The 25621-nt window shown below is 39.8% G+C and carries 14 protein-coding genes; 6 read left to right on the top strand and 8 right to left on the bottom strand.

The genetic code is table 11. The annotated features are described in order from the left end of the window. Nucleotides 1-33 precede the first annotated feature (33 nt). The 3 genes from UABAM_RS02215 to UABAM_RS02205 all read left to right on the top strand — a co-directional run bounded on the left by UABAM_RS02215 (nucleotide 34) and on the right by UABAM_RS02205 (nucleotide 2883). Nucleotides 34-873, top strand: coding sequence for an O-methyltransferase (locus UABAM_RS02215; protein WP_173013091.1), 840 nt, complete (start codon nucleotides 34-36; stop codon nucleotides 871-873). 166 nt (nucleotides 874-1039) lie between these two features. Beyond that, nucleotides 1040-1540, top strand: coding sequence for an RNA polymerase sigma factor (locus tag UABAM_RS02210; RefSeq protein ID WP_151966361.1), 501 nt, complete (start codon nucleotides 1040-1042; stop codon nucleotides 1538-1540). Next, a complete protein-coding gene (locus UABAM_RS02205) occupies nucleotides 1537-2883 on the top strand; it encodes a hypothetical protein (protein ID WP_151966360.1) in 1347 nt (448 codons plus the stop codon). The genes UABAM_RS02210 and UABAM_RS02205 overlap by 4 nt, the downstream gene beginning before the upstream one ends. Nucleotides 2884-3001: 118 nt before the next feature. Here the strand turns inward: UABAM_RS02205 and UABAM_RS02200 are convergent, their stop codons facing one another. The 3 genes from UABAM_RS02200 to UABAM_RS02190 are packed head-to-tail and all read right to left on the bottom strand — an operon-like array spanning nucleotide 3002 to nucleotide 5647. After that, nucleotides 3002-3571, bottom strand: coding sequence for a GDYXXLXY domain-containing protein (locus UABAM_RS02200; protein ID WP_151966359.1), 570 nt, complete (start codon nucleotides 3569-3571; stop codon nucleotides 3002-3004). Next, nucleotides 3564-4628 (bottom strand): DUF4401 domain-containing protein, encoded by a 1065-nt coding sequence (locus tag UABAM_RS02195; RefSeq protein WP_151966358.1) that lies wholly within the window; start codon nucleotides 4626-4628, stop codon nucleotides 3564-3566. Before UABAM_RS02195 ends, UABAM_RS02200 begins: the two co-directional genes overlap by 8 nt. After that, nucleotides 4616-5647 (bottom strand): DUF2157 domain-containing protein, encoded by a 1032-nt coding sequence (locus UABAM_RS02190; RefSeq protein WP_151966357.1) that lies wholly within the window; start codon nucleotides 5645-5647, stop codon nucleotides 4616-4618. Before UABAM_RS02190 ends, UABAM_RS02195 begins: the two co-directional genes overlap by 13 nt. A gap of 289 nt (nucleotides 5648-5936) precedes the next feature. Between UABAM_RS02190 and UABAM_RS02185 the strand changes: the two genes are divergently transcribed. Then, entirely contained in the window at nucleotides 5937-8996 is a 3060-nt protein-coding gene (locus UABAM_RS02185; protein ID WP_173013090.1) for a serine/threonine-protein kinase, read from the top strand. Between the two features lie 75 nt (nucleotides 8997-9071). Here the strand turns inward: UABAM_RS02185 and UABAM_RS02180 are convergent, their stop codons facing one another. The 5 genes from UABAM_RS02180 to UABAM_RS33290 all read right to left on the bottom strand — a co-directional run bounded on the left by UABAM_RS02180 (nucleotide 9072) and on the right by UABAM_RS33290 (nucleotide 20529). Beyond that, entirely contained in the window at nucleotides 9072-11498 is a 2427-nt protein-coding gene (locus UABAM_RS02180) for a protein kinase domain-containing protein (RefSeq protein ID WP_151966355.1), read from the bottom strand. 99 nt (nucleotides 11499-11597) lie between these two features. Next, on the bottom strand, nucleotides 11598-14399 hold the full coding sequence (locus UABAM_RS02175) for a serine/threonine-protein kinase (protein ID WP_151966354.1): 2802 nt from the start codon (nucleotides 14397-14399) through the stop codon (nucleotides 11598-11600). A 47-nt stretch (nucleotides 14400-14446) separates the two neighbouring features. After that, nucleotides 14447-17248, bottom strand: coding sequence for a serine/threonine-protein kinase (locus UABAM_RS02170; RefSeq protein ID WP_151966353.1), 2802 nt, complete (start codon nucleotides 17246-17248; stop codon nucleotides 14447-14449). Nucleotides 17249-17288: 40 nt separating this feature from the next. Next, nucleotides 17289-20399 carry a serine/threonine-protein kinase gene (locus UABAM_RS02165; RefSeq protein WP_151966352.1) on the bottom strand — a complete coding sequence of 1037 codons (3111 nt, stop codon included), beginning with the start codon at nucleotides 20397-20399 and terminating at the stop codon, nucleotides 17289-17291. Further along, entirely contained in the window at nucleotides 20392-20529 is a 138-nt protein-coding gene (locus tag UABAM_RS33290; protein ID WP_173013089.1) for a hypothetical protein, read from the bottom strand. The genes UABAM_RS02165 and UABAM_RS33290 overlap by 8 nt, the downstream gene beginning before the upstream one ends. Nucleotides 20530-20788: 259 nt before the next feature. Here UABAM_RS33290 and UABAM_RS33655 point away from each other — a divergent pair, with 259 nt between their 5' ends. Both UABAM_RS33655 and UABAM_RS02155 read left to right on the top strand, forming a co-directional pair. Beyond that, a complete protein-coding gene (locus tag UABAM_RS33655) occupies nucleotides 20789-23710 on the top strand; it encodes a vWA domain-containing protein (RefSeq protein WP_229759347.1) in 2922 nt (973 codons plus the stop codon). Nucleotides 23711-23900: 190 nt separating this feature from the next. Further along, on the top strand, nucleotides 23901-25517 hold the full coding sequence (locus tag UABAM_RS02155) for a serine/threonine-protein kinase (protein ID WP_151966351.1): 1617 nt from the start codon (nucleotides 23901-23903) through the stop codon (nucleotides 25515-25517). Nucleotides 25518-25621 lie beyond the last annotated feature (104 nt).

Here is a 25621-nt window from a genome sequence, read left to right as displayed (position 1 = left end):
AAGCATATTATGGTAGAAATAAAGGAGAAACCTATGAAGATTTATATCGATAAAATAAAGCGTCGCCTATTGCTATGGTGGTTGTCTAAGATGAAAAATCCTGCGGCGAATAAAATAGCAAACGCTATTTACGCGAGTATCAAAAAAGATTTGAACAAGCAAGAACAGCAATGGGTAGAATGCATTGAAAACCTACGTAGTGAGTTGCAAGAGAATCAAAAGCAAGTCTCCATCACCGATTATGGGGCGGGTCAAAGTGATTCGACTTATAGCGATGAAGAAATGTACGAGGGGAAAGTTCATACCACCACAGTCGCTGAAATATGCCGCACATCGAGTAAAAGAGATATATGGGCGTTAATCTTATTCAAACTCGTTAGAGAATTTCAACCAAACATTTGTTTGGAGCTAGGTACAAGCTTGGGATTTTCCGCAGCGTACCAGGCAGCGGCACAGAGAATAAACAACCATGGCCAAGTGATTACTCTTGAAGGAGCACAGGCACTCGTTGCGTTATCACAACAAAATTTCACAAAGCTAAAGCTAGATAACATCAGTGTTGTTGGTGGAAAATTCCAAGACACTTTATCCGCAGCCATCGATCAAGCCAACCAACCTATTGATTACGCTTTTATCGATGGACATCACGACAAAGAAGCCACGCTGCGTTATTTTGAAATACTATTGCCTAAATTGGCCGACAAAGCTTTAGTCATTTTTGATGATATCAATTGGTCTGAAGGGATGCGCATTGCCTGGCACAAAATAGTGACACATGAACAGATTAAGCTTTCAATTGATCTCAATGCAATAGGTATTTGCATGTTAGACTCTGAACTTAAAGGTAAATTAAATCTACGAATTCCATTTTAGTGAACTCTTTGTGCTCTCACCTTTCACGAATTCATTCCTTTACTATCGCATCATTTTTCGCTCATTTTTCAAAGTTTTTAAATTTTTTTGTAACCATTTGCATTTTTTGCGCAATAACAACTATACAAATTTACAAAACTTTATTTCTGGACTCTTTGGTGAAAAGATGACTTCATTTGAAGAACAATTAGAACACGCCATACCTGGTTTAATTCGCTACGGCAAGATCGTTTTGGGAAATGTACATGATGCCGAGGATTTTGCACAAGAGGTTGTATTGCGGACATGGAGAAAACGTCACTTATATGCGCTACGCAAAGGTAAGGTGACAACGTGGTTATATGGATTTGCCACAAAAGTTTTACAGGAAAAACTACGTAAGAAAAAAAATGCGCACTGTCATCATGAAATTCTCGAAAGTATATACGTGCAGTGGGCAAAACAACAAGATGTTTATTGCGAAACCCCCCTTGAATTTTTGCAGGAATGCTTGGAACATGTCTCCTCACAAGACCGAGAAATCCTACAGTTGCGTTACCAAGACGAATATGCCTTACCTAAAATAGCCCAAAAACTAGATAAAAGCGTGTCAGCGATAAAAGTTCATTTACACCGTCTACGTAAAAATCTTTTTCATTGCATTCACAGAAAGATGAATAAATCATGAAGCCACAACACGATGATTTACAATCCGTATGGATGGGAGAAGTGCTTTCGGAATTTTATCAACAGCACGATTACAACACGAATGCGAAAAGAATCATGGAAAGAGTCCGTCGTATGGAAGAAAGGCGGAAAAATATGCAGCGCATTTACATTTTTACAGCAAGTCTTTTACTGTTGGGCTTATCTTTTTTATACAGTTCCAGTGAAGATAAATCCGCAACTTTGATTTTTGCGGTAACTGCTAGTCATGAATCCCAACAAGCGATTTCTCTTGACCAAACGTTGGTAAACGGCGAAATATACAAAGGTCCTATTGCACTAGGCACATATAGTATCGTACTCAAAAAATCAGGATACCAGCCTCTGAAATTTGAGCACACGGTGGTTGCTGGCGAGAATATTATTTATAAAACTCTAAAAGTAAAAAAGCGTCGCTTAGTACTTGCCGCGACTTCTTATCAAAATGTGCAAATACGTCGTATTAACGAAGAGAAATTTTTCAATATCGCCCAAAAGACATTTGTCACTCCTGGAAAATATGAGATCTTTGCCAAACAACAAGGTTACCACGAGTATCAAAAACAAATCAATGTTCTCCCCGGAGAAGAAGTGTATGAAATAAATGTTCGTTTGATCAAAATCAACGAGAATCTCCGGTCTGAGTTGGTTGTCAAATTTACAAATCCGCAAGGAGAAGATATTTCACCACAACATATTTGGGTAGATGACAAGGAATTTGACAATTCCATATTACTTAAGCAAGGCGAACATCATATAAAAGCGTTTTTTCAAAAATACGCAACGGTGGAAAAAACTTTTGTCATCAATAACAACGAAAACAAATACACTCTAGACATCAAACTCGATCCATATGTCGAACATAAAATGCTTATCGGAAAAAAATACCATGGTATGATTGTGGATAGCATGAAATACCCCGTGGAGATATTCGTCGATGGTGATATTCTTCCGCAACATCACGTTATCCGCGGCGATGGGTTTAATTTAATCCCATATTCATTTTTTGCAAAAAAAGGGATAAGATCTATACGTGTGGTCGTTGGTTTTTATTACGACGAAGCTTTGGTGCGGGATTCTTTCGAGTTTCGCGATCTACGCAACATAGATGTCAACAGGCTTAGAGCACATTTATTGCAATTGCCCAGTAAGGATCAAGTAGTCCGTCGTGTCATACGACTGACAAAGGACCGTCAGGACAAATACAAAATTGATGCTCTATCAAAAGAGGATAAGGTGAAAATTATAAATGTACTGCGCAGTTTACAGCTGGGGAAAAATTATAAAAAAAGTTTGCGTATACTGATAAAAAAACTTTCGCGGTAATATATACAAAAATCTTAGGCTATTTCTTATAAAAGTTTCGAGTCGAAACTTGCTATTTTTAGCCATCTTATGGTTTAGATATATGATGATTATCTAAACCATAAGATAGAAAAAGTTATTAGTTTTTTGCCGGGTTTAAGTCGTTAAATTTCGTGTCATATAGTTTATCAAGTACTGCTTCCCCTGAGTTACTCAATTTTATGGACCCATAGCGTGCATTGTCATAGTGTTTTGCATGACCTTCTTGGAAAAAATACGCATCCGTTTTACCAGCGCTAATTTGTACATCGTTATTCCGGTAGTGATATTTCAATAAATGTTCATTTGCATTTAGTGCTTTTCCATCATAGACACGAACCGGTACAAGACTTTTGACTTGTCCATCTTCCATTTTCAAATACGCAGATTTTCGGTCTTGTGTCGATACGTTGTTGGTTTCTATTACAGGTCCACTTTCTGCGAGAACAACATAACCACTTGCTTTGACTTTTAACTGTGTTTCAATCTCCTGTGATAGACGATATCGTAAAATCATATAATCTCCCTGAATCAAAGAACGTGGATCAACAGGGGCGAGATCTAAGAACACCGTCTTACCGTCTTTCAATGTCGCTTCTTTTTTGTATATCAAAATATTAAGCGCACTAAAAACAATAACGGTTGTGATGATAAATATAATGTTACGCATTTTGCACCTCTAGCTTTGTACGGTTGACAACCAAACTTAAAATAATCAATAAAGCACCGCTGCCCATGAGTATTAACGACTTATTTAGCAACGTCATTTCTAAATCGTAATAGAAAAAAAACAAAAAGCCGCCCAGAAATATAAAAGAAAGTAACATCAGTAGCTTATGCCCACGATAAAATCCGAGTAGTAGCGTAAACATTGCCGCGATTAATCCCGGAGAATGGAGGGCCATGGCACAAAATAACAAAGAAGCGCTTAGAATGGAGATTCCCATGGTTGTTTTCGCTAAAGAGCCTAATAACACAAACTCTAACAGCAGCAATGCCAATGAGAGTATTAGGCCAGAAATCCACCACATTTCTAAATTGTGCGATCTTGTAAATACAGAAAAACTTACCATGACCAGGAGTGATAGCGTCGTTCCATAGAGAGAGTAGTGAAAAAGTCGATGTTTGAGAAAAGAAGACTCCTTATACCAAAAGTAACCTGTGGCGGCGCTTAACAACCCGATCACAATGTGAATCGACTGTGGACCTTCCAGGTAACCTTGCCTTCCTTCTATATCGTGAAGTAAGAAAAATAATGCACACGAGATGGCCATGGGGGCGGCAAAATGTTGTACCGGGTGTTGATACAAGTAGAACATGATCGCTTGCAGTACAATAACAAACAAGCAAATAGCGGCGATCTCATGCCGTTGAAAAACAAAACCAAGTACCATCAAAATTTGTCCCGCGACATTAAACGCAAGTGATACTTGACTAAAAAATATAGAATCCTTGTTTTGCGTACGGTTTACGATAATAGCAATCACACTCATAAAAAGTCCTGCGCCAAAAGCAACACTCTCGGGATCGCGAAACATGACAAGGAAGAAAAAAACCAGGAAAAAGATCGTCGAAAACCAGGCAGCCACGGCAATCAGTGCGTAAATATACCACGCTGTTGCACTTTCCGCTTCCTTTGCCGACAAAATTTGTTGTTCTTCTTCTGGATCGATAAGTTCTTTGGCGATTAAATGTTCCGCGATTTTTGTCAATGTCAATTGTTCCATGATTTTCCTACCTTATTTAACCAATAACCTGCCATGGCCGTAATTGCCATAATAAATAGACTGAGAAGAATAAAACTTTCGGAGTTGTTGACAAAGTTTTTACCAAAAACACAACTTAGCACCACAATGAGGCTCAAGCAATTGATGGTCAACATAAACAAGTCGCGTATTTGTCGTTGATAAACAACAAATATCGCCGCAACGTATAAAGCATAAATAACAGGTATGATTTGTAACACACCTTGTCCGCGACCAAAGATGATAATTAGAGTAGGTTGCACTAAAACGTAGTGTAGGAATATAGCAATACTTCGTGAAAAAAAACGATTTTGCAGCCACGTCACTTTTTTTACATAGCAATATTCCCATAGTGCCATGGCGATAAAATTGACCGCAAACAATGCTAAGTAAAGTGCTCCGTTAGAAAAAATACGGTAACCGTAGACTTGCTCACCATAAAGTGTGACAAAAACATTGACGAGAACTAGCCATATAAACCATAGACCTCCAAAGTTGCTAATCGCTACCCAGCCGAACATCAATAGCGACCATCCTAAAAACAACTCGTAAGCGTCCGCCCCTGTTTGATAAATTGTACCGTAAACTCCTAGTGCGGGTCCAATCATCACACATGCTGCGAGTAAAGAGCATTTTCCCACAATATGATCTAGCCCTTTTGCCATAGTGATCACCACAAAAACAAGTATAGTACTCTGCACAATGGCTAGCTTGGCAAATTTGTGTAGGTTTGCCCAATTATAGGCAAAGAAAAATATAATACCGCATAGTAGTAACGCCGTTCCCAAGAGCAACATCGTTCTACTAATAAAATTTTGCCATCCCTTGCGATCGGGAATCACTTGGGTTATGCGTAAGGACTCCTCCAATGCCGCGGGACATAACACTTTTTCTCGTGCCAACTGAATTAAAATCCCCGTATTCGCAAGTAACGAATCTTTGTCCGGTTGATTTGACTCTTCCGGTTGTTGAGGTTTATTATCTTCTATTGAATTAGACATTCAATTCTCCACTATATTACTTTCGTTTAGTTTAGCTACTTATCGTAATTACATTTGCGACTAGCAACTATTTACCATCGCATTATACAGCATTCTTGAAGTACAATGAACGTGATTTTTTACATCCCCTTCTAGGAAAGCACTTCTACAAGACATACAGTGCCGTTAATAATTTTATTGACGACAACAATTCTTGTGTTATTTTGATAGGAGTAGTTTCGGCAAACATTGCACAGTTTGTACCCCAAAAAGTACAGTGATTATGTACGACCAACAACGGAGACCATTGATGAACAACAATGATATTTTATTTGGTCAGGCTGCTCTAGCAAAAAAAATGATAGACTCCACGGAACTTGCCAATTGTTTACAAAGTAGAAAAGCCCAACCACACAAAAGCTTGGTAGACATTATGCGTGAAAAAGGCATTCTAAATGACGCGCAAATTCGAGAAATTCAATTGACATTGAAAGATGGTAAGTCGGTACACATTAATCGCTATCAAATCATTGAGGAAATCGGTCGTGGAGGAATGGGGGTTATTTACAAAGCGCAAGACACTCTGTCGCGCAGAACAGTTGCAATGAAGGTCATGTTACATGCAAACGCGACCTGCCACGAACGTTTCATGCGCGAAGCAAGAGCTATTGCTCGTTTGCAACACCCTAATATTATTAGCTTGTACGACGTGGGTAGCAGTGAAAAACACACCTATTTCACTATGGAACTCATTCACGGGGAGTCTCTTGAAAGCGTTGTCAAGTCAGGGGTATTACTTCCTGTACGCAAAACAGCCAACATCTTAATCAAAGTTTGCGATGCCCTAGATTATGCTCACCTACAAGGCATTGTTCATCGCGATATCAAGCCTGCGAATATCATGATGGACGAAAATAATGAACCAAAAGTCATGGATTTTGGTCTGGCAAAGCTACGCGATGCGAGCAAAGATTTGTCAAAAAGTGGTGCAATTCTCGGTACGATTTACTACATGCCACCCGAACAAGTCACAGGACGCGTCGGAGCAATTGATGGGCGTAGTGATGTTTATTCGTTGGGGGCTCTTCTTTACATAATGTTGAGCGGACAAACACCGTTTCGCGGTACGACGATGACGCAAGTGGCAGCACAAATATTGAAAAAAATGCCCGCACCGCCAAGTAGTGTCAAACAGCTCATCCCCAAAGAGTTAGATTACATTTGTTTAAAAGCCTTGGAGAAAAACCAAGAACACCGTTATCAAACCGCCGGTGACATGAGCAAAGATTTACGAAAATTTTTGCAAGGGGAAAAAATATCGGTACAAAAGGTGCGCCGCCAACGAACGTGGCTGTGGTTCCAAAAATATGCCGTCATCATTTGCGTTGCGCTTTTTTTACAGCTAATCACTTTTAGTGTATTTTTTAACTCACACAGTGACTTAACACAGCGCCTGCAAAAAATGCAACAAAATTTACAGTCACACCAGAGCGTGGACGAAGCATTGTTCATGGAAGCATTTCGCAATATGCGTTCTAGGGACAAACGTTTTTTTGCGAAGTTAACACGCATCATATGTGAAAAAAGTGATATACCACGTTATCATTTGCTACGCGCTTTGTACTTGCATTTGCACACCAAACAAAAAGAACAGGCACAAAAAATTGTCGATGACTATTTTACTAAAGCGGTCACGACCAATAAGTATTTGTTTTACATCAAAGGGCAACTATACCTACTCGGCCTTGTTCGCAACACGCAAAACATAGACCAAGCTATTTTTTGGCACAAAAAAGGTGCGGAAAAAGACTTCATTCCTTGTATCGAGGCATTGGGTAGTTTATATTTTGATCACAAAAAAGACTATGCGCAAGCCCTTCACTATTTCTCTCTAATTGCCCACGAAGACCACCAAGCGGCATTTTATATGGCAAAAGCTTTCACCGAAGGAAAAGGAGTGGAACGTGACGAACGGCAAGCAAAAAAATGGTACCACATCGCTTCGCGCATGGGAAATAACCGCGCAACCATTATTTTGGGATACTTTTTGGAAAATGAGCGCAAATATCGCGAAGCTTTAGAGCAATACAAATTGTCTATCGAACGCAATAATGACCCCAATGCAAAATTACGGTGGGGACAAATACACTTAGAAGCCCGAGGAGTAAAGCAAGATGTGTATAATGGTTTAGCGGCTATTTTTTCTGCGGCAAACTCAGGCGAACCCACCGCTGCAAATTATCTCGCAAAATTGTACATGAAGGGTCAATGTTTTCCACAAGATTACAACGTCGCGTTTTCCATCTTAACACAAACGAAAGGCACCGCAGAAGGAGCTTATCTACTTGGTAAAATATATGAAAACGGCTGGGGAGTCCCCAAAAATAGATACGTCGCATTACAATACTACAAAAACGCCGCCGCGAAAAACTTCTTAAATGCAAAAGAAAAAATCAAAAAATTGGCACACAATCCCAATTTAGATACTCTCTACGAGAGAGCCAAAAATCTCTTTTCAAAAAAGCGCTACCAACTTTCTCTAGATACATGCGTAAAAATTTTAAACATGGATCGCCAATATCTGCCGGCATACAAAATCAGTCATCGCGTATATGTTATTCAAGATAACACTCCACAACAAAAGAAAGTCCTGAATGCTTTGCTCACACAAGATCCTAACTCTGTATATGCGAATGTGCAACTAGGTTTGTGGTTCAAAAAACAGCAAGAATTCACCAAGTCACTAAAATTTCTGGAAAGAGCGGTGCATATTGCTCCTGTTGCACAGAATTACTTTCAACGAGGACAGGTATATTTTTTACAGAAAAAATATTTTTTGGCGAGTGAGGATTTTTCACAATGCATCCATCTTGCTCCGCGTGCGGAAACATATGAACTTCGTAGCGACTGTTACACTGCTCTTGGGCAAAATGCACAAGCGGCAAACGACTTAACCCAAGCAATACAATACTCACCGCGGACTCTGTACTACAACAAACGCGCGATGATTTATAGTAAAAAGTTGCATAAGTTTCCACAAGCTTTGGAAGACGTAGAACAATCACTAAAGCTAAGAAAAAATGTTATTGCCCTTAATATCAAAACATATATATTGAATCACCAACAGAAATACCACGAAGCTATCCAAAACGCAGAGCAGAGTCTTACAATAGAAAAATCTAGCGACGCCTACTTTGCGCAGGCGATTAGTTACTATTTGCTGAACGAAAAGCAGAAAGCAATGGTGCTTTTCCGCGAAGCAAGTGCTCTTGCAACCAACTCTTTTGAAAATTATTTGCGCTTTGCTCCAAAAGAAAGTGTCATGAGCATTCACAAACAACAAATGATGTCTTTTTTCTCTGCACAATAAAATTAGTGCTACCATTCCGGCTTTCACAGTAAGGCAATTCCGCATTTCAAATGAACCCGCGTAGTGCGGCCTAGTCTAGTATTTCTCAAACAAATCGTGTTCAGGGAATGATTTGGTACTTAGGTAAGCTCTCCACAGTGTTTGGTCAAGTATCAACGAAAATTTGGCAATTTTATATGGGTAAAAGTTAAAAAAACCTACCCAAGCAGCACCATTACCGAATCTTCCCACGAAAGCACTACTTCCCACCGTAAAACCACTATGCCACCAGTTCCTTTCAATGGGACGCACCATCCATCCTTTGGCATAGTAAAAATTGTCTTGCCAACCACAAAGCGGCTTTGCCGTCATCAACGCTGTTGTTTGCCTATTGAGAATATCACGCTGTGGTCCGCGCCCATCAATTACCATCACAAAGCGTAACATATCGATCACCGATGCCGTCCATGCCGTGGACGCGTCCATCTCCTGAATATTGAAAAATCCATATGGACGTGTAATTTGTTTTGTTTCGTCGGGAAATATAGATGTTGTTCTCAGTGCCGGATAGTCGTAGTATATGACTTCATCGAAACGTTGATCTCGAAGTCTTGTTTTTGCCAAGTGCATATTTTTAATACCGGCGGGCTTAAAGATATTTTGCGCTACGTATTTCTCATAACTAACCCCAGTTACTTTTTCAATAATGCGGCCAAGTATACAATAACCCAAATGAGAACGCACATGTTTCGTACCTGGTGGAAAGTCAAGTGGTTGTCCCATCATATAACGAATAATTGTGGTAACATTCGCTGGACGAGAAGTACGAAAGGCATCCGCTGCTTTTCTACTCAACGTCATCATGGGTTCTCCCTTTTGACGACTGTCCCAACCACCACTATGTTCTAGTAAATGACGAATGGTAATTTGCGACAGCCGTTCATCGGATTGTTTTCCCGACGGTGGTTTTAAGTGGCTTAAAATGCGAAATGCCTTGTCATTTAAGGTGAGTTTTTTCTCCTGTATGAGTTTCATAATCGCCACAGCGGTAATGGGCATCGATAAGTCGGTAATGCGAAACAAACTTGTGGGCTCCACCAATTTTTGTTTTTCTTTATTTGCGTAACCAAATCCACGCGCATATATTAAACGACCATGCTGTACAACGGCCACAGCGCCACCAGGTATATTACACTTTTTGATAAAATCACTTATGATAAGATCAAAGGACTTCATTGCAGGAACATATATACCGGTGATGAGAGGTTGTTGCGTGTTATGCTGTTTATTTGTCTCTCGCTTTACAGGTATACTCGATGATTTTTTTTTGTCGATCGTTTTTTTAGGCGATTCGCGAATAACTTTTTTGGTAATTTTTTTCTTTTCTGTCGTCGTTGCTCCCTGCTGACTCCAGACCACAAAAACAAAAATTGCCAACACGCAAGCGACCGCAACCGCCCAACTAGGGAAAGATTTATTTTGAATTTGCCGTTGCCTTCTTCTCGTATGTGGTCGATTGCTTTTCGTTGTGGAGCGTGATAATTTTTTCGTAGGTATAAGATCTTCGTCTTGGTACTGCAAACGCATATCGTCTAAAATTTTCTTAAACTCGGGTGTCATGCGTTTGGTTACACGCCCGCATTGCGTGTCGTTTAGACGCGAAGCATCTACTAAGTCGTTTGAGATGGAACAAAAACTGTCCGCCAAAACGTTCATTTGACAACGTTTTTCCGGATCTTTTTCCATTGCTTGGCGCAGAATTTTTGAGATCCGTTTGTAGGCATTGTCAGAGGATAACGACAATCTATTCTTATGTATCTTCTCGTAGAGTGGCGTGGGGTGTTCATTGATCAATTTGTAAATGGTCGCGTAGTTACTTTGGGCAAAAAATGGCGAATAATCCTCCCACAAAAAAAACTGATAGAGAGTCGTTCCTAACGAAAAAACGTCACTATTTTCACTAATTTGATTACGGCCTTGCTCTGGACTGGCATACGCTGTGGTTCCGATAAACCCGTGGGTCGTAGTAACGCTGGTATCTTGATCAGCAATATTTTTTCCTATCCCTAAGTCTAATATTTTTACCACACCGGTATTGTCATTGACCATAATATTTTCCGGCTTTATATCACGATGGATAATTCCACCGGCATTGAGTACTTCAAGCCCACGGCACGCATTGGCAGCTATGGCCACCTGCTCAGCTAAGGAAAGTATACCTTTGTGCTTTGTAATGATTTCCGCCAAAGACTTTCCGTGAACAAATTCCAACACCATATATGTTTCGTTGTTGCATTCGATATAATCATAAACATCGATTAAATTCGGATGTTTTACCGCACGTAAAAACCGATATTCTTTATGGAAACGTTTTCGTGCATTTTCGGTAGTCGCTGTTAGCCGTTTAATCGCAACAATATTATTTGTCTTGCGATCTAGCGCTTTGTAAACTTCTGCAACACCACCTTTCCCCACCATTTTTTCTATTTTATAACGATTTAAGTGTTCGTTGCTATTTTGCATTTTTTCTCCCGTGTGACAAAGAGATCAGGACTCCGTCCGTATTTTTTCATTGTTTGACACTGTAGTTTTAGGTCATACTAGGCAAATAGGTCATTATGACTATTGTCGGCGATCGTACTGCGCTATTTTACGAACAGCATATGTATGCAGTGGTTTTGGTAAGTCAAAAGAAATTGCCTTTTTCCAGTGCTTCAAGGCCTTAGAGGTCTTCCCCGTATAGTAATAAATATTGCCCAGTTCACAGTGTATGATGGCTGGCTCCAAACTCGTCTGCAAAATAGTTTGGTAGCTTTTTATCGCCGCCACATAATTTTTGTGAAGAAAATACAGTCGTGCTTTGTTGAGATATACAGATGGTACTTGCTCACGGGATAAGATAACCTTCATCACATGTTTTTCGGCAGCAATGTAGTTCTTTTTGTGTAAATATATCGTTGCCAAATTGTTGTGTGCTTCGAGATAATTAGGTCTTAACTCCAAAGCTCTTTTACTATCTCTCTCAGCTAAGTCCGTTTTTCCCAGCCAATAATAAACAATTCCACGATTATTGTATGCATCAAAAAAATTAGGGTCTAATAAAATTGCTTTACTAAAATCACGTTCGGCAGACTGGTATTCTTTTTTGTTATAATATACTACTCCGCGATTCATGTACAGAACAGCTTTGTTTGGATGGAATTTTATCGCATGATTGTAGTTTTTTTCTGCTAGATTGTATTGTTTTTGACGAAGATGTATCAGTCCTAAATTACTGTGTGCCGCATAATTTTTAGGCTCAAGGGTAAGCACTTTGCGAAAATAGGTCTTTGCCAAATCGTATTGCTGTTGTCGCATGCATATAAGTCCCATATTGTTGTACCCTCTAAAATTCCCTGGGGCAATCTCAAGCACTTTTTGGAAATCTTTTTGCGCCAATTCATTCCTTTTCAACATCATATATAACGTTCCACGGTGGTTATACGCACGGTCATTTTTGGGGTTTAGTTTTATCGATTTGGTGTAGTCATCCTCTGCCTGTGAGAATTTTCGTTGCTTTACATATAGCTCTCCTCGATTGAGGTATGCATTTACGTACTTAGGTTTGTGAACAATCGCTTTAGAAAAGTCATTTTCGGCAAGTGTGTACTTTTTTTGGCTGTGATATAGTAATCCACGGCAATTGTATGCTTTCGCAAAATTAGGGTTAAGGCGAATCGCTTGTGTGTAGTCATTCTCTGCTAAGTGATCTTCACCTTGCTGTGCATAAGTCCAACCACGATCGTTATATGCTTTGGCAAAACTCTTATCTAAGGTAATCGCCGTGGTAAAATCTTTTATTGCCAATTCGTATTTATGTTGTAAGTTGTATACTAGCCCGCGGTTGTAATAACCATAAGGATCGTCTTTTTTGATCCCAATGGCACGTGTGAAGTCTTTTTCCGCTAGATCGTATCTACTCTGAGTTCGATATAGAACACCACGATTTTTGTAATTTTGTGCAAAGTTAGGTTGTAAGCGAATCGCTTGTGTTAAATCTTTTTCTGCCAAACGATTTTTTCCTTGTCGGTAACGCAAGATCCCGCGATTAGTATAGACCACGGTAAAATTAGGATCTAGAGCAATGGCGTGGTTGTAGTTTTTTTCCGCTAAATACGGTTTATTTTTTAAGGCAAAAAGAGTTCCAATTTCATTATAAGATTCTGCATCGTTGGGGTCCAGTGAAACAGCGTAGTCAAAGTCTCTCTTCGCGAGATTGTATTTGCGCATTTTTAGATACACCTGCCCGCGTTTGCTATATAAAGAAGGTGTTTTACTATCAAACTTTATCGCAGCGTCGTAATCGCGCAAAGCTTTTTCATATTGGTGCATTTGCACATACAAAAAAGCGCGCGCCTGTAGTGCTTTACTACTATGGGGATCTATTTCAATCGCTTTCATATACTGACCTAAGGCTAGATTATACTGTCCGCCTTCTTGATATTTCGTACCTTTTTTTATGTAAAATTTGCCATCATTTGCATGTGGATATGTCGCAAAAACTACACAGAAAACCAGGGTCGCGAGTAACACCAGATATACATTCCGTTTCTTATGGTTGATTTGTTTGTGTTGTTCCAATGTTCTTTGCAAATCGCGTATGACATTAGATATTTTTTTGTAGCGTTTTTCTTTCGCAGCAACGCATTTGCGATAAATTTTTCGCAGACGTCTTTTGGTCATAAAATCATCACAAACAAAACGCAACTTTTCCACCTTGGCAAAGGGCTTCTCCGCGAATACTTCATACAGAGTAACGCCAAAAGAATATATATCGTGTTGCTCATCTACGGCGTTGGATTCCATTGTGTACTCTGGTGGCATATAGCGCAAAGTTCCAATCATTCCTTTTGTTGCGGTGGCATTCGCTAAACAGTTTTTGGCGATACCAAAATCGAGAACGACAACGCGTCCATTTTTCTCCACCATAATATTCAGAGGTTTGATATCGCGATGGATGATTTGTTTACGATGTACTTGGAAGAGGGCCTTGGCTACTTGAATCATTAACGACAGTTTATTTTTAAGTACCACCTCGTTACCTTGGACATACTGATCCAGTGTTTGCCCTTCGATATACTCCATAGCTAAATACAGAATCTCTTCGTCCTGGCCGGAGTCATAAATCTTGACAATATTACGGTGCTGTAATAGTGAAATCACTTGCATTTCACGCAAAAACCGTTTGAGCTGTTCTTTACCGTCTTTCACCAACGACATGGTTTTTACGGCGACAACACGATGGTGACGGTCTCGACATTTGTAAACCGTTCCCATGCCTCCTTCGCCAATTTTTTCGATGACGTGATATGGGCCTATTTGCGAAAGTTCTTGCTCTTCCACATTGGCAGATAACATGCGAATAAGATTATCTTTACTATGCATAATTTGTGCTCATCTTAATTTAAATATGAGTGAAATTCGCACAATGCTTAATGCTGCGAATCATACTGAGCTATTCTAAGAAGGGCCTGTTCGTACATTCTTTGTGGCAACTCAACAGTAATGGCTTTTTTCCAGTTTTTTACCGCCTCTTCGGTCTTTCCCAAGCGATGAAAGGTATTTGCGAGTTCACAATGTATGATACCTAACTCCCGACTTTTTATTCGTAGCGCTTGATAACTTTCCGTTGCCGCTACGTAATTTTGACGTAGAAAATATAACCGCGCTCTATTGAGATTCTTTCTAATAGGGTTTTGGTCGTGTTTAACGACTTGTAAAGCATGCTTTTCTGCTAAGGAGTAATTGTTTTTTCGTAGATAGATCGTGGCCAAATTGTGGTTTGTACTAGGATAATCAGGTTTGAGTTGTAAGGCGGCTTCGTAGTCTTGTATTGCCAACCGAACGCGTCCTGTCCACTGATACACCTCCCCACGACCATTATATGCCTCGAAATCCTTAGCATTCAGTAAAATTGCTCTCGAAAAGTCTCTTTCTGCGAGGTCATATTTTTTTGTCATGAAGTAAGCGACACCACGATTTTTATAGGCTATCGTGTAGTTGGGATTTAAGTCTAGCGCACGATGAAAGTTTTTTTCTGCCATATCAAATTTTGCCTGCTGTGACAGAGCAATCCCCAAAAAGTTATAGATAGAAGCATTTTGGGGAGCAATGGCAAGCGCTTGATATAAAAACTTTTCGGCCAAATCATACCTTTGTTGATCCAAATACGTGAGCCCCAAGTGCATATTCGTCTTTAGATGTCGTGGTGAAATAGAAAGTGCCGTTTGAAAATCCTTTATGGCCAAATCATGCTTTTTTAGCCGTAAGTACAATAATGCGCGGTTATCGAAGCCTTCTATGTAGCGCGGATTTATCGTAATGGCACTTGTGTAATCTCGTTCGGCCAGTTCATATTTATTCTGTTGCATATATAGTAGTCCGCGATTGTTGTACGCTGCAAAATAACGTGGCTTTAGCAGAATTGCTTTTGTAAAGTCTTCCTCTGCACGCATGTAATTTTTGTATTTGTAATACAATAGTCCACGTTGGTTATACACATTAGACATACGCGCGTCCAGTATAATCGCCTGTGTATAATCTTTCTCTGCCAAGTCATCTTTGTTTTGTTTTGCATATATCCATCCGCGATAATAGTAAGATTGTACCATACTTGCATCTAGGGAAATGGCTTTGGTCAAATCTTTTTTGGCCAAATCGTATCTTTGTTGCTTGCGATATAATAAACCGCGATTGTGATAATTTGTCGCGATGTTTGGTCCCAGCAAAATGGCATGAGAGAAGTCCTTCTCGGCCAAATCATATTTTTCCAGGTGTTGATACACAATAGCACGATTGCTATAAGTTGAGCCCGTCTTAGGCTCTATGCCAATCGCTTGTGTAAAATCGCTTATGGCTAAGCTGTATTTTTTCTGTCGAGAGTACAGTATTCCACGATTGTTATACGCGCCGAATAATTTTGCATCTAGGGCAATGGCACGATTATAGTCTTCTTCTGCTAGGTCATATCGATTCAGTGCGACAAACAAACCGCCACGGTGGATATACACCTCTGCAAAATTAGGATCTAGAGCGATGGCACGACTATAATCTTTTGCTGCTAAATTGTCTTTTTTCATGCTCTGATAAACAACCCCACGAGCAGAATACAAACTTGCATTGTCAGGGTTGAGTTTCATGGCGATGTTGTAGTCGTTTATGGACTTTTCGTACGCGCGCATGCGATAATACAATCCAGCACGCAACCGTAGCATTTCGCTATCTTGCGGCGCCACGTTGATGGCTTTTGAGTATTCCGTAATTGCCTGAGTATATTTTTCGTCTTTCTCGTACTCTTTGGCTTTGGAGATATAGACATCGCGATCACTAGGCTGTTGTTTTGCGAAAAATACAAAGCCTACTCCCACCACGGCCACAAGAATAGCACACAAAATTATTTTGCGAACATAGCGTTTTTGATATCTTTTAGATGCGATTTGCAAATCGCGAAGTACATACGTTATTTTTTGATAGCGCTTTGCTTTGCGATCCACGCATTTGTGATAAATTTTTTGTAAACGCTTTTTTGTGATATAGTCATCACAAGGAAAATACAGTTTTTGTACCTTGGTGAAAATTCGTTCGCTAAGAATTTCATACAAAGTAACCCCAAAGGAATATATATCATGCTGCTCATCTACCGCATTTGACTCCATCGTATATTCTGGAGGCATGTAGCGCAAAGTTCCCATCATTCCTTTTGTCGCAGTGGTATCCACTAAAAAATTCTTGGCGATTCCAAAGTCGAGAACAACGACACGCCCACTTTTATCCACCATAATGTTCAAGGGTTTAATATCGCGATGGATGATTTGCTTGCGATGTACTTGGTACAATGCTTTTGCCACTTGAATCATCAGCTCTAACTTACCCGTAAGTGTGACATTGTTATTTCGAATATAGTTGTCGAGCGTTTCGCCTTCAATATACTCCATGGCGAGGTACAGGATATCCTCATCTTGACCCGAGTCGTAAACCTTGACGATATTGTCATGACGTAATAGGGCAATTGTATGCATCTCGCGCAAAAAACGTTTGACTTGCTCTTTGCTGTCTTTCAACAACGACATGGTTTTCACCGCAACGATGCGACCGTGGTTGTCGCTACATTTATAAACCGTGCCCATGCCGCCTTCGCCAATTTTTTCGATAACTTTGTATTGGTCTATTTGCAACATTTCTTCGTCATCGACATTGCAAGATAACATGCGAATTAGATTGTCTTTGTCATTCATGGTTTTTGCTCATCTTATGATGTTGGTCACTGTCAAATTCTCAATGTGGTGAATCATATTGTGCTATTTTGTCTATAGCGTGTTGATAAAGTTGTTTTGGTATATGAAGAGATGTCGCTTTTTTCCAGTGCTTCACAGCTTCATCGGTCATTCCAACATGTTCGTAAGTATTTCCCAATTCACAGTGCGCAATGGCCTTTGTCGGATTTGTCTGTAGTACTTGCTGATAATTTTCAATTGCCGCGGTGTAGTTTTTTCGTAAAAAATGTAGCCGTGCGGTGTTTAGAAATACGCGTGACGATTCCTGGCTAAACTGAAGTGCAGCAATCACATGCTTTTCGGCGGCGATATACTTTTTTTGTTGTAAATACAGTGCCGCCAAACTATTGTGCGCCTCATTGTCATTGGGACTACGTTGCAAAACCGACCGATAGTCTCTTTCCGACAGATCGGTTTTTCCGAGCAAATCATACAGATTTCCACGTTTGTTGTACGCATCTAAATGATCGGGATTTAACGAAATGGATGTAGTGTAATCTCTTTCCGCTAGTTTATATTGTTCTTGGGTATAGTGCAGCACCCCTCGATTGCGATACGCGAAGTAATAATTTGGATTCAAACTGATCGCGCGGTCATAGTTTTTTTTCGCGCGTTCAAATTTGCGTTGCTCGAAATATAAAACCCCTAAACTGTTGTATATCTCCACATTTTGCGGATCCATTGTCAGCATCTTGAAAAAAGTCTTTTCCGCTAAATCGTATTTTTGCAATCGAAAATACATCGTACCTACGCTGTTATACGCATCCAGATTTTGAGGTAAAAGGGTAATGACTCTTTGGAAATCTTTTAAAGCTAAATCGTACTTTTCAAGATGTCCATACAACGTTCCACGAGCATTCAATGCCTTCGCATAATTTGGGTCTAAGTTAATTGCTTGGGTATAATCTTTTTCTGCCAACAAAGGTTTTCTTTGTTTTGTGTACAATGTTCCACGGTTATACCACGCTTTCGCGTAGCGTGGGTCTGCGGCAATGGCTTTGTTAAAATCATCTTCGGCAATTTGATAATTCTTTTGTAAAGTGTAGAGCAACCCACGGTTGTTGTAGGCCAACGCAAATTTTTCATCAATAGAGATGGCTTTTGTATAGTCTTTCTCGGCTAAATCATATTTTTCAAGCCGCACATACAATACTCCACGACTGTTTAATGCATGGGTATACTTCGGATTTAGGCGGATGGCTTGTGTATAATTTTTTTCCGCTAAATCGTATCTCTTGTCCCTTTCATACAACGAGCCTCGATTATAATATGCCTCCGCGTATGACGGATCTATCGCCATAGCTTTATTGAAGTCATTTTTGGAAAGTTCATCCTTTTTGAGAATAGCGTATAGCAGTCCCCTGTTATTGTACGCACCTGCGAATTTCGCGTCGAGAGCGATGGCTTTTGTATAATCTTTTTCTGCCAAGTCATATTTGCCTTGCATAACATATATAGCGGCACGATAGTCATACGTCTTTGCCAAATTAGGGTTTATAGCAATCGCTGTGTTAAAATCTTTTTCTGCTTCGCGGTACTTTTCTTGCAACTTGTAGACCAACCCACGATTGTTGTACGCGTCGACATAACTCTTGTCTAGAGAAATCGCCTGGGTCAAATCTTTTTTTGCTAAATCGTATTTTGCCAAGTTTCGATACAGCACTCCTCGACTATTATAGGCACTAATAAAATTTGGTTGTAAACGAATCGCTTGTGTAAAGTCACTTTCCGCTAAACGATATTTTTTTTGTTGGAGATACAAAATACCGCGATTGTTATATGCCCTGTAAAATTGGGGATCTAATGCAATGACACGAGTGTAATCTTTTTCCGCCAAGTCGTACTTCTTTTGTATGTTAAATACAACCGCACGGCTATTATAACCATCGATGAATTTGTCATCCAGTGCTATGGCATAGCTGTAGTCTTTTTCGGCGAGGTCGTACCTGTACATAAATTGATACGCCATGCCGCGTTCGTAATACAGTTCTGGTTTGTTGTTATCCAACTTGATCGCAACGCTATAATCCTCCACCGCTTTTTGATATTGCTGCATTCGGAAATACAAAAAAGCACGCGATAAAAATGCTTTGCTATTTTGTGGAGCTAATTTTATCGCTTCGGAGTATTGAGCCAACGCCAAGTCATATTGACCATCTTGTACATATTTTTTTGCTTGCGCAACATGGAAACTGTAAGGTTTGTTTTGCTTTGTCAAAACTAGATAAAGACCAACGCAGAGTCCGACAACGAAAACCATGCCCACAGCTAATTTTACGACACTCAACTGCTTGTAAAGTTTCGATGTTCGTTGCAAATCGCGCAGCACATCGGCGATTTTTTTGTAGCGCTTTTCTTTATTGTCAATGCATTTGCGGTAAATTTTTTGCAAACGTTTTTTTGTCATGAAATCGTCGCAAGCAAAATGAAGTTTTTGCGATGCGGTAAATGTTTGTTCACTCAGTACTTCATAAAGTGTCACACCAAAAGAATATACATCGTGCTGTTCATCGACCGCATTCGATTCCATGGTATATTCGGGAGGCATATAACGCAAAGTTCCGATGATTCCTTTTGTCGCGGAAACGTGCAGTAGAAAATTTTTGGCGATGCCAAAATCGAGAACAACAACACGCCCATTTTTTTCCACCATAATATTCAGAGGTTTTATGTCACGGTGGATAATTTGCTTGCGATGCACTTGAAACAGCGCTTTTGCCACTTGCGTCATCAATTTTAATTTACTCTTGAGGGTAACGTTGTTGTTTTGGATATACTTGTCGAGTGTTTCCCCGGCGATATATTCCATCACCAAATACAAGATTTCCTCGTCCTGCCCCGAGTCATAAACTTGTACAATATTGCGATGGCGCAGCAAAGAGATGGTATGCATTTCCTGCATAAATCGCTTTACTTGTTCTTTACTGTCTTCCACCAATGACATTGTTTTCACTGCAACAATACCATGACGCTCATCGTGGCATTTATAAACAGTGCCCATGCCCCCTTCACCTATTTTTTCGATAACGCGATATGGACCTATTTGCAATAGTTCCTCTTCTTCATCGGTGTCGAGAGATAACATGCGAATAAGGTTGTCTTTGCTATCCATAATACGTGCTCAGATCTGCGCCATTTTGTTGATATATTTGTAACTTCGCTTCACGCCGTTCATTCCATCTCAAGCCATTGCTTTCGATATTTGATAGATCAAAAAGTATATCCAGTCGATGTTTCGCCATGTTGCACCTTTACTTAGTTACTCGTTGTAAAATTGTGAATTACTGACTTTGACAATATAGCTCGCCATTCGTGAGAGTGAAGCGCTAATTATACAACAAAGTATATTTTTATAAAACATTTTGCCTAATTTCCCCCCAAACAAATTTACGTGAAATAAAGTGGAATCTTTTAGGCGTTTTTTGAATAAAATCGATTGGCACATGTCTTGTTCGTTGATGACTATCCATATTGCCATGAGTTATATATAGGAGATTTTCTATGACCAAGTATATCATTTTATTTGTTATTTTTCCGCTCGCATTTACCTGCATTTTTTCGCAAAACCTCTGCGAAATAGAACCAGACATTACCGGAGATTTCCCTGTCGGAGAACGCATTGATCCTAAGATTTTTACACTCAACGGAAAAGACGCTCGCGATCATATGTTTTCTCCGGGTCAGTACACTTTGGAGATCGCCCAACCAGGATACGTTCACCTCAAAGAACAAATTATCATTCCGGAGAACCAAAATCCCTTTCTAATCGAAAGAGTGCTTGTCACAAAACAACGCGAAGTAAGTGTTAACATCGGTTACGATGTTGCCCCGCAAAAAAATAGCTCTCCTTACGAAATATCGTGTCAACTACACGGCGTAGATAAAGCAATTCGCGTAGTAAAAGGACTGCTGTTAAAACCCAACAGTTACCTTTTTACGATAAAAAAACAGGGATATCATACAGCGCAAATGAAAAAACACATCTGGCCCGATGACCGCCCATTTATGATTGACGAAACTCTAATATCGCGCCCTGTACCACTTACATTTGATATTGAGGGTAGTGCTCCTAACCACTTACATGTTATGATACGCGACACAACACGAAATATTCCCCTTGTTGTTAAAGATGGAGACAAAGTTAAACCCGGAAAGTATCATTTAATGATTTCACAGAAAAATTGCCGACAAATTTCACGTGATATACACATTTTTCCTACCGACAACAATTTTATCATCAAAGAAAAACTAGAACCGGCAGAAAACGCTGGTTCGGCGCAATTATCACTCATATGCAAGGATGAAAACAACAATGTCCAAGTTCCTTACGAAGTACAAGTCAATGGACAACTTCTACAGCAACAAAAATTCTCGGAAGGGCAAAAACTTGATATAGTGGTCAAGTTTAAATACTACGCGACCCATAAACGCACAGTTCTGTTTTCTCCAGGGAGCAGTATCAAAATTCCGTTACTAAAATTAACAAAATATGAGTTCTCTTTCCGGAAAAAACATCAGATGATCGATGGTGTGATCTATCCATATACCTTCTATGCTGACGGCAAAGAAGTAGAGAATCACCACGTGTTGATAGAAAAGGGTTCAAATCGCTATTATTTTACACTGTGGATAAATCCGCGCACAAATATACTTGACATGGAGGCGGGGTATTTTCATACAAAAAGATATCTAAAACGATTCCGTGCAGGACAAAATCTAAGCAGACCCGATAAGATTGTCTCTTCGAAAATGGTCGACCATTTGCAAAAGATACAAACAACCAACGACTCCAACGCCTCTCTAAGAACACTAGAGAAAATTTTAAAAAGTTACCGCTCGCGAAAATTGCTGCGCGGGCAAAATATAGAGCCGTTGATTCAATATGTTGAAGGAATGAAAAAGAAGAATGCCCAACAACACCAACGCGCCAGAAATATCACCGACAGTTTGCGTAATTTAAAAACACGTCATGCCCAAAATGTCAATGCCGGTTTTGTACCACAAGTCAAAAAAGAAGTGCCTAAACCTAAATTCAACACCGAGCAATACAGTTACATAGTGGAGAATGAGTTTAAAAATGCGCTAGATAACCCACTCTCCACGGTTTCTGCGGACGTAGATACTGCGTCTTATAGCAATATTCGTAGATACATCAACATGGGCAAACTCCCACCGAAAGATGCCGTGCGCATCGAAGAATGTATCAATTACTTTCACTACGACTATCCGCAACCCAAAGAACACCCGTTCTCGGTTTCTACCGAACTGTCTTCGGTTCCTTGGGATCAGGAAAAGCTACTTTTACACGTTGGGTTACAAGGCAAAACAATGCAGAACGTCCCTGCATACAACCTTGTATTTTTAATCGATGTTTCTGGCTCCATGAGTGATGCCAATAAACTACCACTTTTAAAGGCATCGTTAAAACTCTTGGCCAAAAAAATACGCAAACAAGACCGCGTATCGATTGTCGTGTATGCTTCTGAAAACAAGGTAGTTCTACCCCCAACAAACAACCACAATAAAATCATCGCTGCCTTAAATGGCTTACAAGCATACGGATCAACGAATGGCGGAAATGGAATTCATGCGGCGTATCAACTGGCCACACAATCATTCATGAAAGATGGCACAAACCGCGTCATTCTTGCCACCGACGGAGATTTCAATGTCGGAACAACCAGTAATGCGGCGCTAGTACGTCTCATACAAGAAAAACGCAAAACAGGTGTGTTCTTGAGCGTATTGGGATTTGGTTATGGAAATTACAAAGACGCCAAAATGGAACAACTCGCCGACAACGGCAACGGCAATTGCGCCTATATAGATAACCTAACAGAAGGACGCAAGGTACTCGTTGAAGAATTCGCGGCAATGACCACCATCGCCAAAGACGTAAAAATCCAAATAGAGTTTAACCCAAAAAACGTCCAATCGTATCGTTTAATTGGTTATGAAAACCGAAAAATGCCCAAGGAACATTTCGCAAATGACAAAAAAGATGCGGGAGAAATTGGTGCTGGACACAGCGTTACCGTTCTCTATGAGATTATTCCGGTAAAAAGTGACAGTAACGAGCAGCAAACAAAACTCAAATATCAAAAAACATCGCTTTCACATGTAGCGAATAACGAGCTAATGACTTTGAAATTACGCTACAAAAAACCCGACGGTGACAAGAGTATTCTCCGTGAATTTCCCGTGGCGTTTCGCAAATTATCACCAAAAGAAACCTCACAAAATTTTCGCTGGGCAACCGCCGTATCCGCATGGACACATATTTTACGCGATTCAAAATTCAAAGGGGATGTGACCTATGACCATGTCATTGAACTTATCCAACAAGCGCGTGGAGAAGATCAAGACGGTTACCGCAGTGAATTTTTACGTCTGGTCAAGCTTGCCAGGGCTTTGGGTAAGTAGTTTTGTCGGGCTCGGAAGCGGGCTCGGGAGCGGGCTCGGGCTCGGGCTCGGGCTCGGAAACGGGCTTGGGTTTTAGAATAATATGTAAACACCAAATAAGTGTTATTAATATTTTAAGAAACTCATTTATTTTGCTATATTATATGATAATCGTAACGAATGACATCATATTACTTATTGCGGAATAATTATGAGTACCCAAAAAATATTTGGCAAATACCTTCTCGAAAAAGAAATTGGCCGTGGAGGGATGGGAATTGTTTATAAGGCTTATGATAACGAGCTCAAAAGAACTGTGGCGCTCAAGATTTTATTACAAAACCAAAAGCAAGATGTGGAACGCTTTCGCAATGAATGTGTTGCTTTGGCAAAATTAGAGCATCCCAATATCGTACGATTTTACGAATACGGTGAAAAACCGTCTTTGTATTATACGATGGAATATTGCGAAGGCGTTACTCTCCAAGAGCTTATTAAAAAACAGCAAATGCGCCATTTATTTGTCGTCGACTTATTGATAGATGTATGTAAGGGGATTGCGGCTGTTCATAGTAAAAATATTGTCCATCGCGATATAAAACCTTCGAACATTATGTACACCAAAGACAACAAGATTAAAATTATGGATTTTGGTCTGGCAAAAAGAATCTTGTCTGATCCGGGAAATCTTTCGAAAACAGGTGATATTGTCGGAACGATTACCTATATGTCTCCCGATCAAATTGCCGGTAAAATTTCGACAAGAGTGGACATATACGCCTTGGGAGCTTTACTATATGAGTGTTTAACATACCAAGAGCTCTATCGAGGAGATTCGCCACAAAATATACTTTTCCAAATCTTACACGAATCGCCTATCATACCACGAAAAATCAATGACAGCATCTCCCCTTATCTCGAAGCGATTTGTCTTAAATGCATACACAAAGATCCACAAAAGCGTTACAGTAGTTGTAAACAATTGGAAAAAGAGTTAATCAACTTTAAGAAAAAACGACCTATTTTGGCAAAAAAATATGGCTTTCGCGACCAAGTACAAAGCTTCTTGACACGCTATAAGCTTCTACTATCATTTAGCTTATTACTGATCGCTTTTGTCACAGTGAGCATATACTATAAAAAAAATTTACAGCGCGTACGTCGTAACGTCATTGTCGAAGATTGCCTCAAAAGAGCAGAAGTTCTTATACGCAACGACAATTTTAAACAGGCTCTGGAAGAATATAACAAAGCTCTGATACATTTTCCCAATCACGTGCAAGTAAAAGCAAGTATGCTGCGCATGAAACAAATACAAGAGCAAAAAGTAAAGGCGGCGATTGCGCAAGGAAACAACCATTTAAAACAACAACAGTTTGTTCTCGCCATTGGTCAGTACAACAAAGGTTTGACCTATGACCTAAACTGCTGGCTTTATTTTGGAAGAGGGAAAGCAAAATTCGCACAGCAAAAATTCTTACTGGCGATAGAAGATTTTGAACATGCGATTCAACTCGAAAAGCACTTGGAATTTTTCCATTATCGCGGAGTTGCCTACCGTTATGCAGAGGAATACCAAAAAGCACTGGCCGATTACAATCATATTTTGCAAAAGAATCCCAACCATGTGCCTGTTTTGATAGACCGCTCTAGGGTATATGAAATTTTAAAACAATACACCAAGGCTTACAACGATACAAAAAAAGCCCTAACGATTTATTCTCTAAAATTCAAAAAAAATCCATCGCAAAAGAGGTTAGGTGAAAATATACGTATTTTAGAAAAACGTCTCGCCAAGTTAGAAAGAAATTTGAAAAAAGAGGGGTAATAGGTCAGTAAATTTGACAGGATTAACAGGACCAACAGGATAAAAGCTCTTAGCAAAAATTGTCGCACAACCTTAGAGCAACACGTGTTGTTGTATGGGAGATG

The organism is Candidatus Uabimicrobium amorphum (assembly GCF_009002475.1).
Classification (GTDB): domain Bacteria; phylum Planctomycetota; class Uabimicrobiia; order Uabimicrobiales; family Uabimicrobiaceae; genus Uabimicrobium; species Uabimicrobium amorphum.
The sequence above is the reverse complement of the archived record's forward strand: the minus strand, read 5'-3'. Positions and strand labels throughout refer to the sequence as shown.

What these genes read in the sequence shown, in the direction of transcription:
- UABAM_RS02215 (WP_173013091.1), top strand. Translation starts at nt 34, where the DNA reads ATGAAGATTTATATCGATAAAATAAAGCGTCGCCTATTGCTATGGTGG.
- UABAM_RS02210 (WP_151966361.1), top strand. Translation starts at nt 1,040, where the DNA reads ATGACTTCATTTGAAGAACAATTAGAACACGCCATACCTGGTTTAATT.
- UABAM_RS02205 (WP_151966360.1), top strand. Translation starts at nt 1,537, where the DNA reads ATGAAGCCACAACACGATGATTTACAATCCGTATGGATGGGAGAAGTG.
- UABAM_RS02200 (WP_151966359.1), bottom strand. Translation starts at nt 3,571, where the DNA reads ATGCGTAACATTATATTTATCATCACAACCGTTATTGTTTTTAGTGCG.
- UABAM_RS02195 (WP_151966358.1), bottom strand. Translation starts at nt 4,628, where the DNA reads ATGGAACAATTGACATTGACAAAAATCGCGGAACATTTAATCGCCAAA.
- UABAM_RS02190 (WP_151966357.1), bottom strand. Translation starts at nt 5,647, where the DNA reads ATGTCTAATTCAATAGAAGATAATAAACCTCAACAACCGGAAGAGTCA.
- UABAM_RS02185 (WP_173013090.1), top strand. Translation starts at nt 5,937, where the DNA reads ATGAACAACAATGATATTTTATTTGGTCAGGCTGCTCTAGCAAAAAAA.
- UABAM_RS02180 (WP_151966355.1), bottom strand. Translation starts at nt 11,498, where the DNA reads ATGCAAAATAGCAACGAACACTTAAATCGTTATAAAATAGAAAAAATG.
- UABAM_RS02175 (WP_151966354.1), bottom strand. Translation starts at nt 14,399, where the DNA reads ATGCATAGTAAAGATAATCTTATTCGCATGTTATCTGCCAATGTGGAA.
- UABAM_RS02170 (WP_151966353.1), bottom strand. Translation starts at nt 17,248, where the DNA reads ATGAATGACAAAGACAATCTAATTCGCATGTTATCTTGCAATGTCGAT.
- UABAM_RS02165 (WP_151966352.1), bottom strand. Translation starts at nt 20,399, where the DNA reads ATGGATAGCAAAGACAACCTTATTCGCATGTTATCTCTCGACACCGAT.
- UABAM_RS33290 (WP_173013089.1), bottom strand. Translation starts at nt 20,529, where the DNA reads ATGGCGAAACATCGACTGGATATACTTTTTGATCTATCAAATATCGAA.
- UABAM_RS33655 (WP_229759347.1), top strand. Translation starts at nt 20,789, where the DNA reads ATGACCAAGTATATCATTTTATTTGTTATTTTTCCGCTCGCATTTACC.
- UABAM_RS02155 (WP_151966351.1), top strand. Translation starts at nt 23,901, where the DNA reads ATGAGTACCCAAAAAATATTTGGCAAATACCTTCTCGAAAAAGAAATT.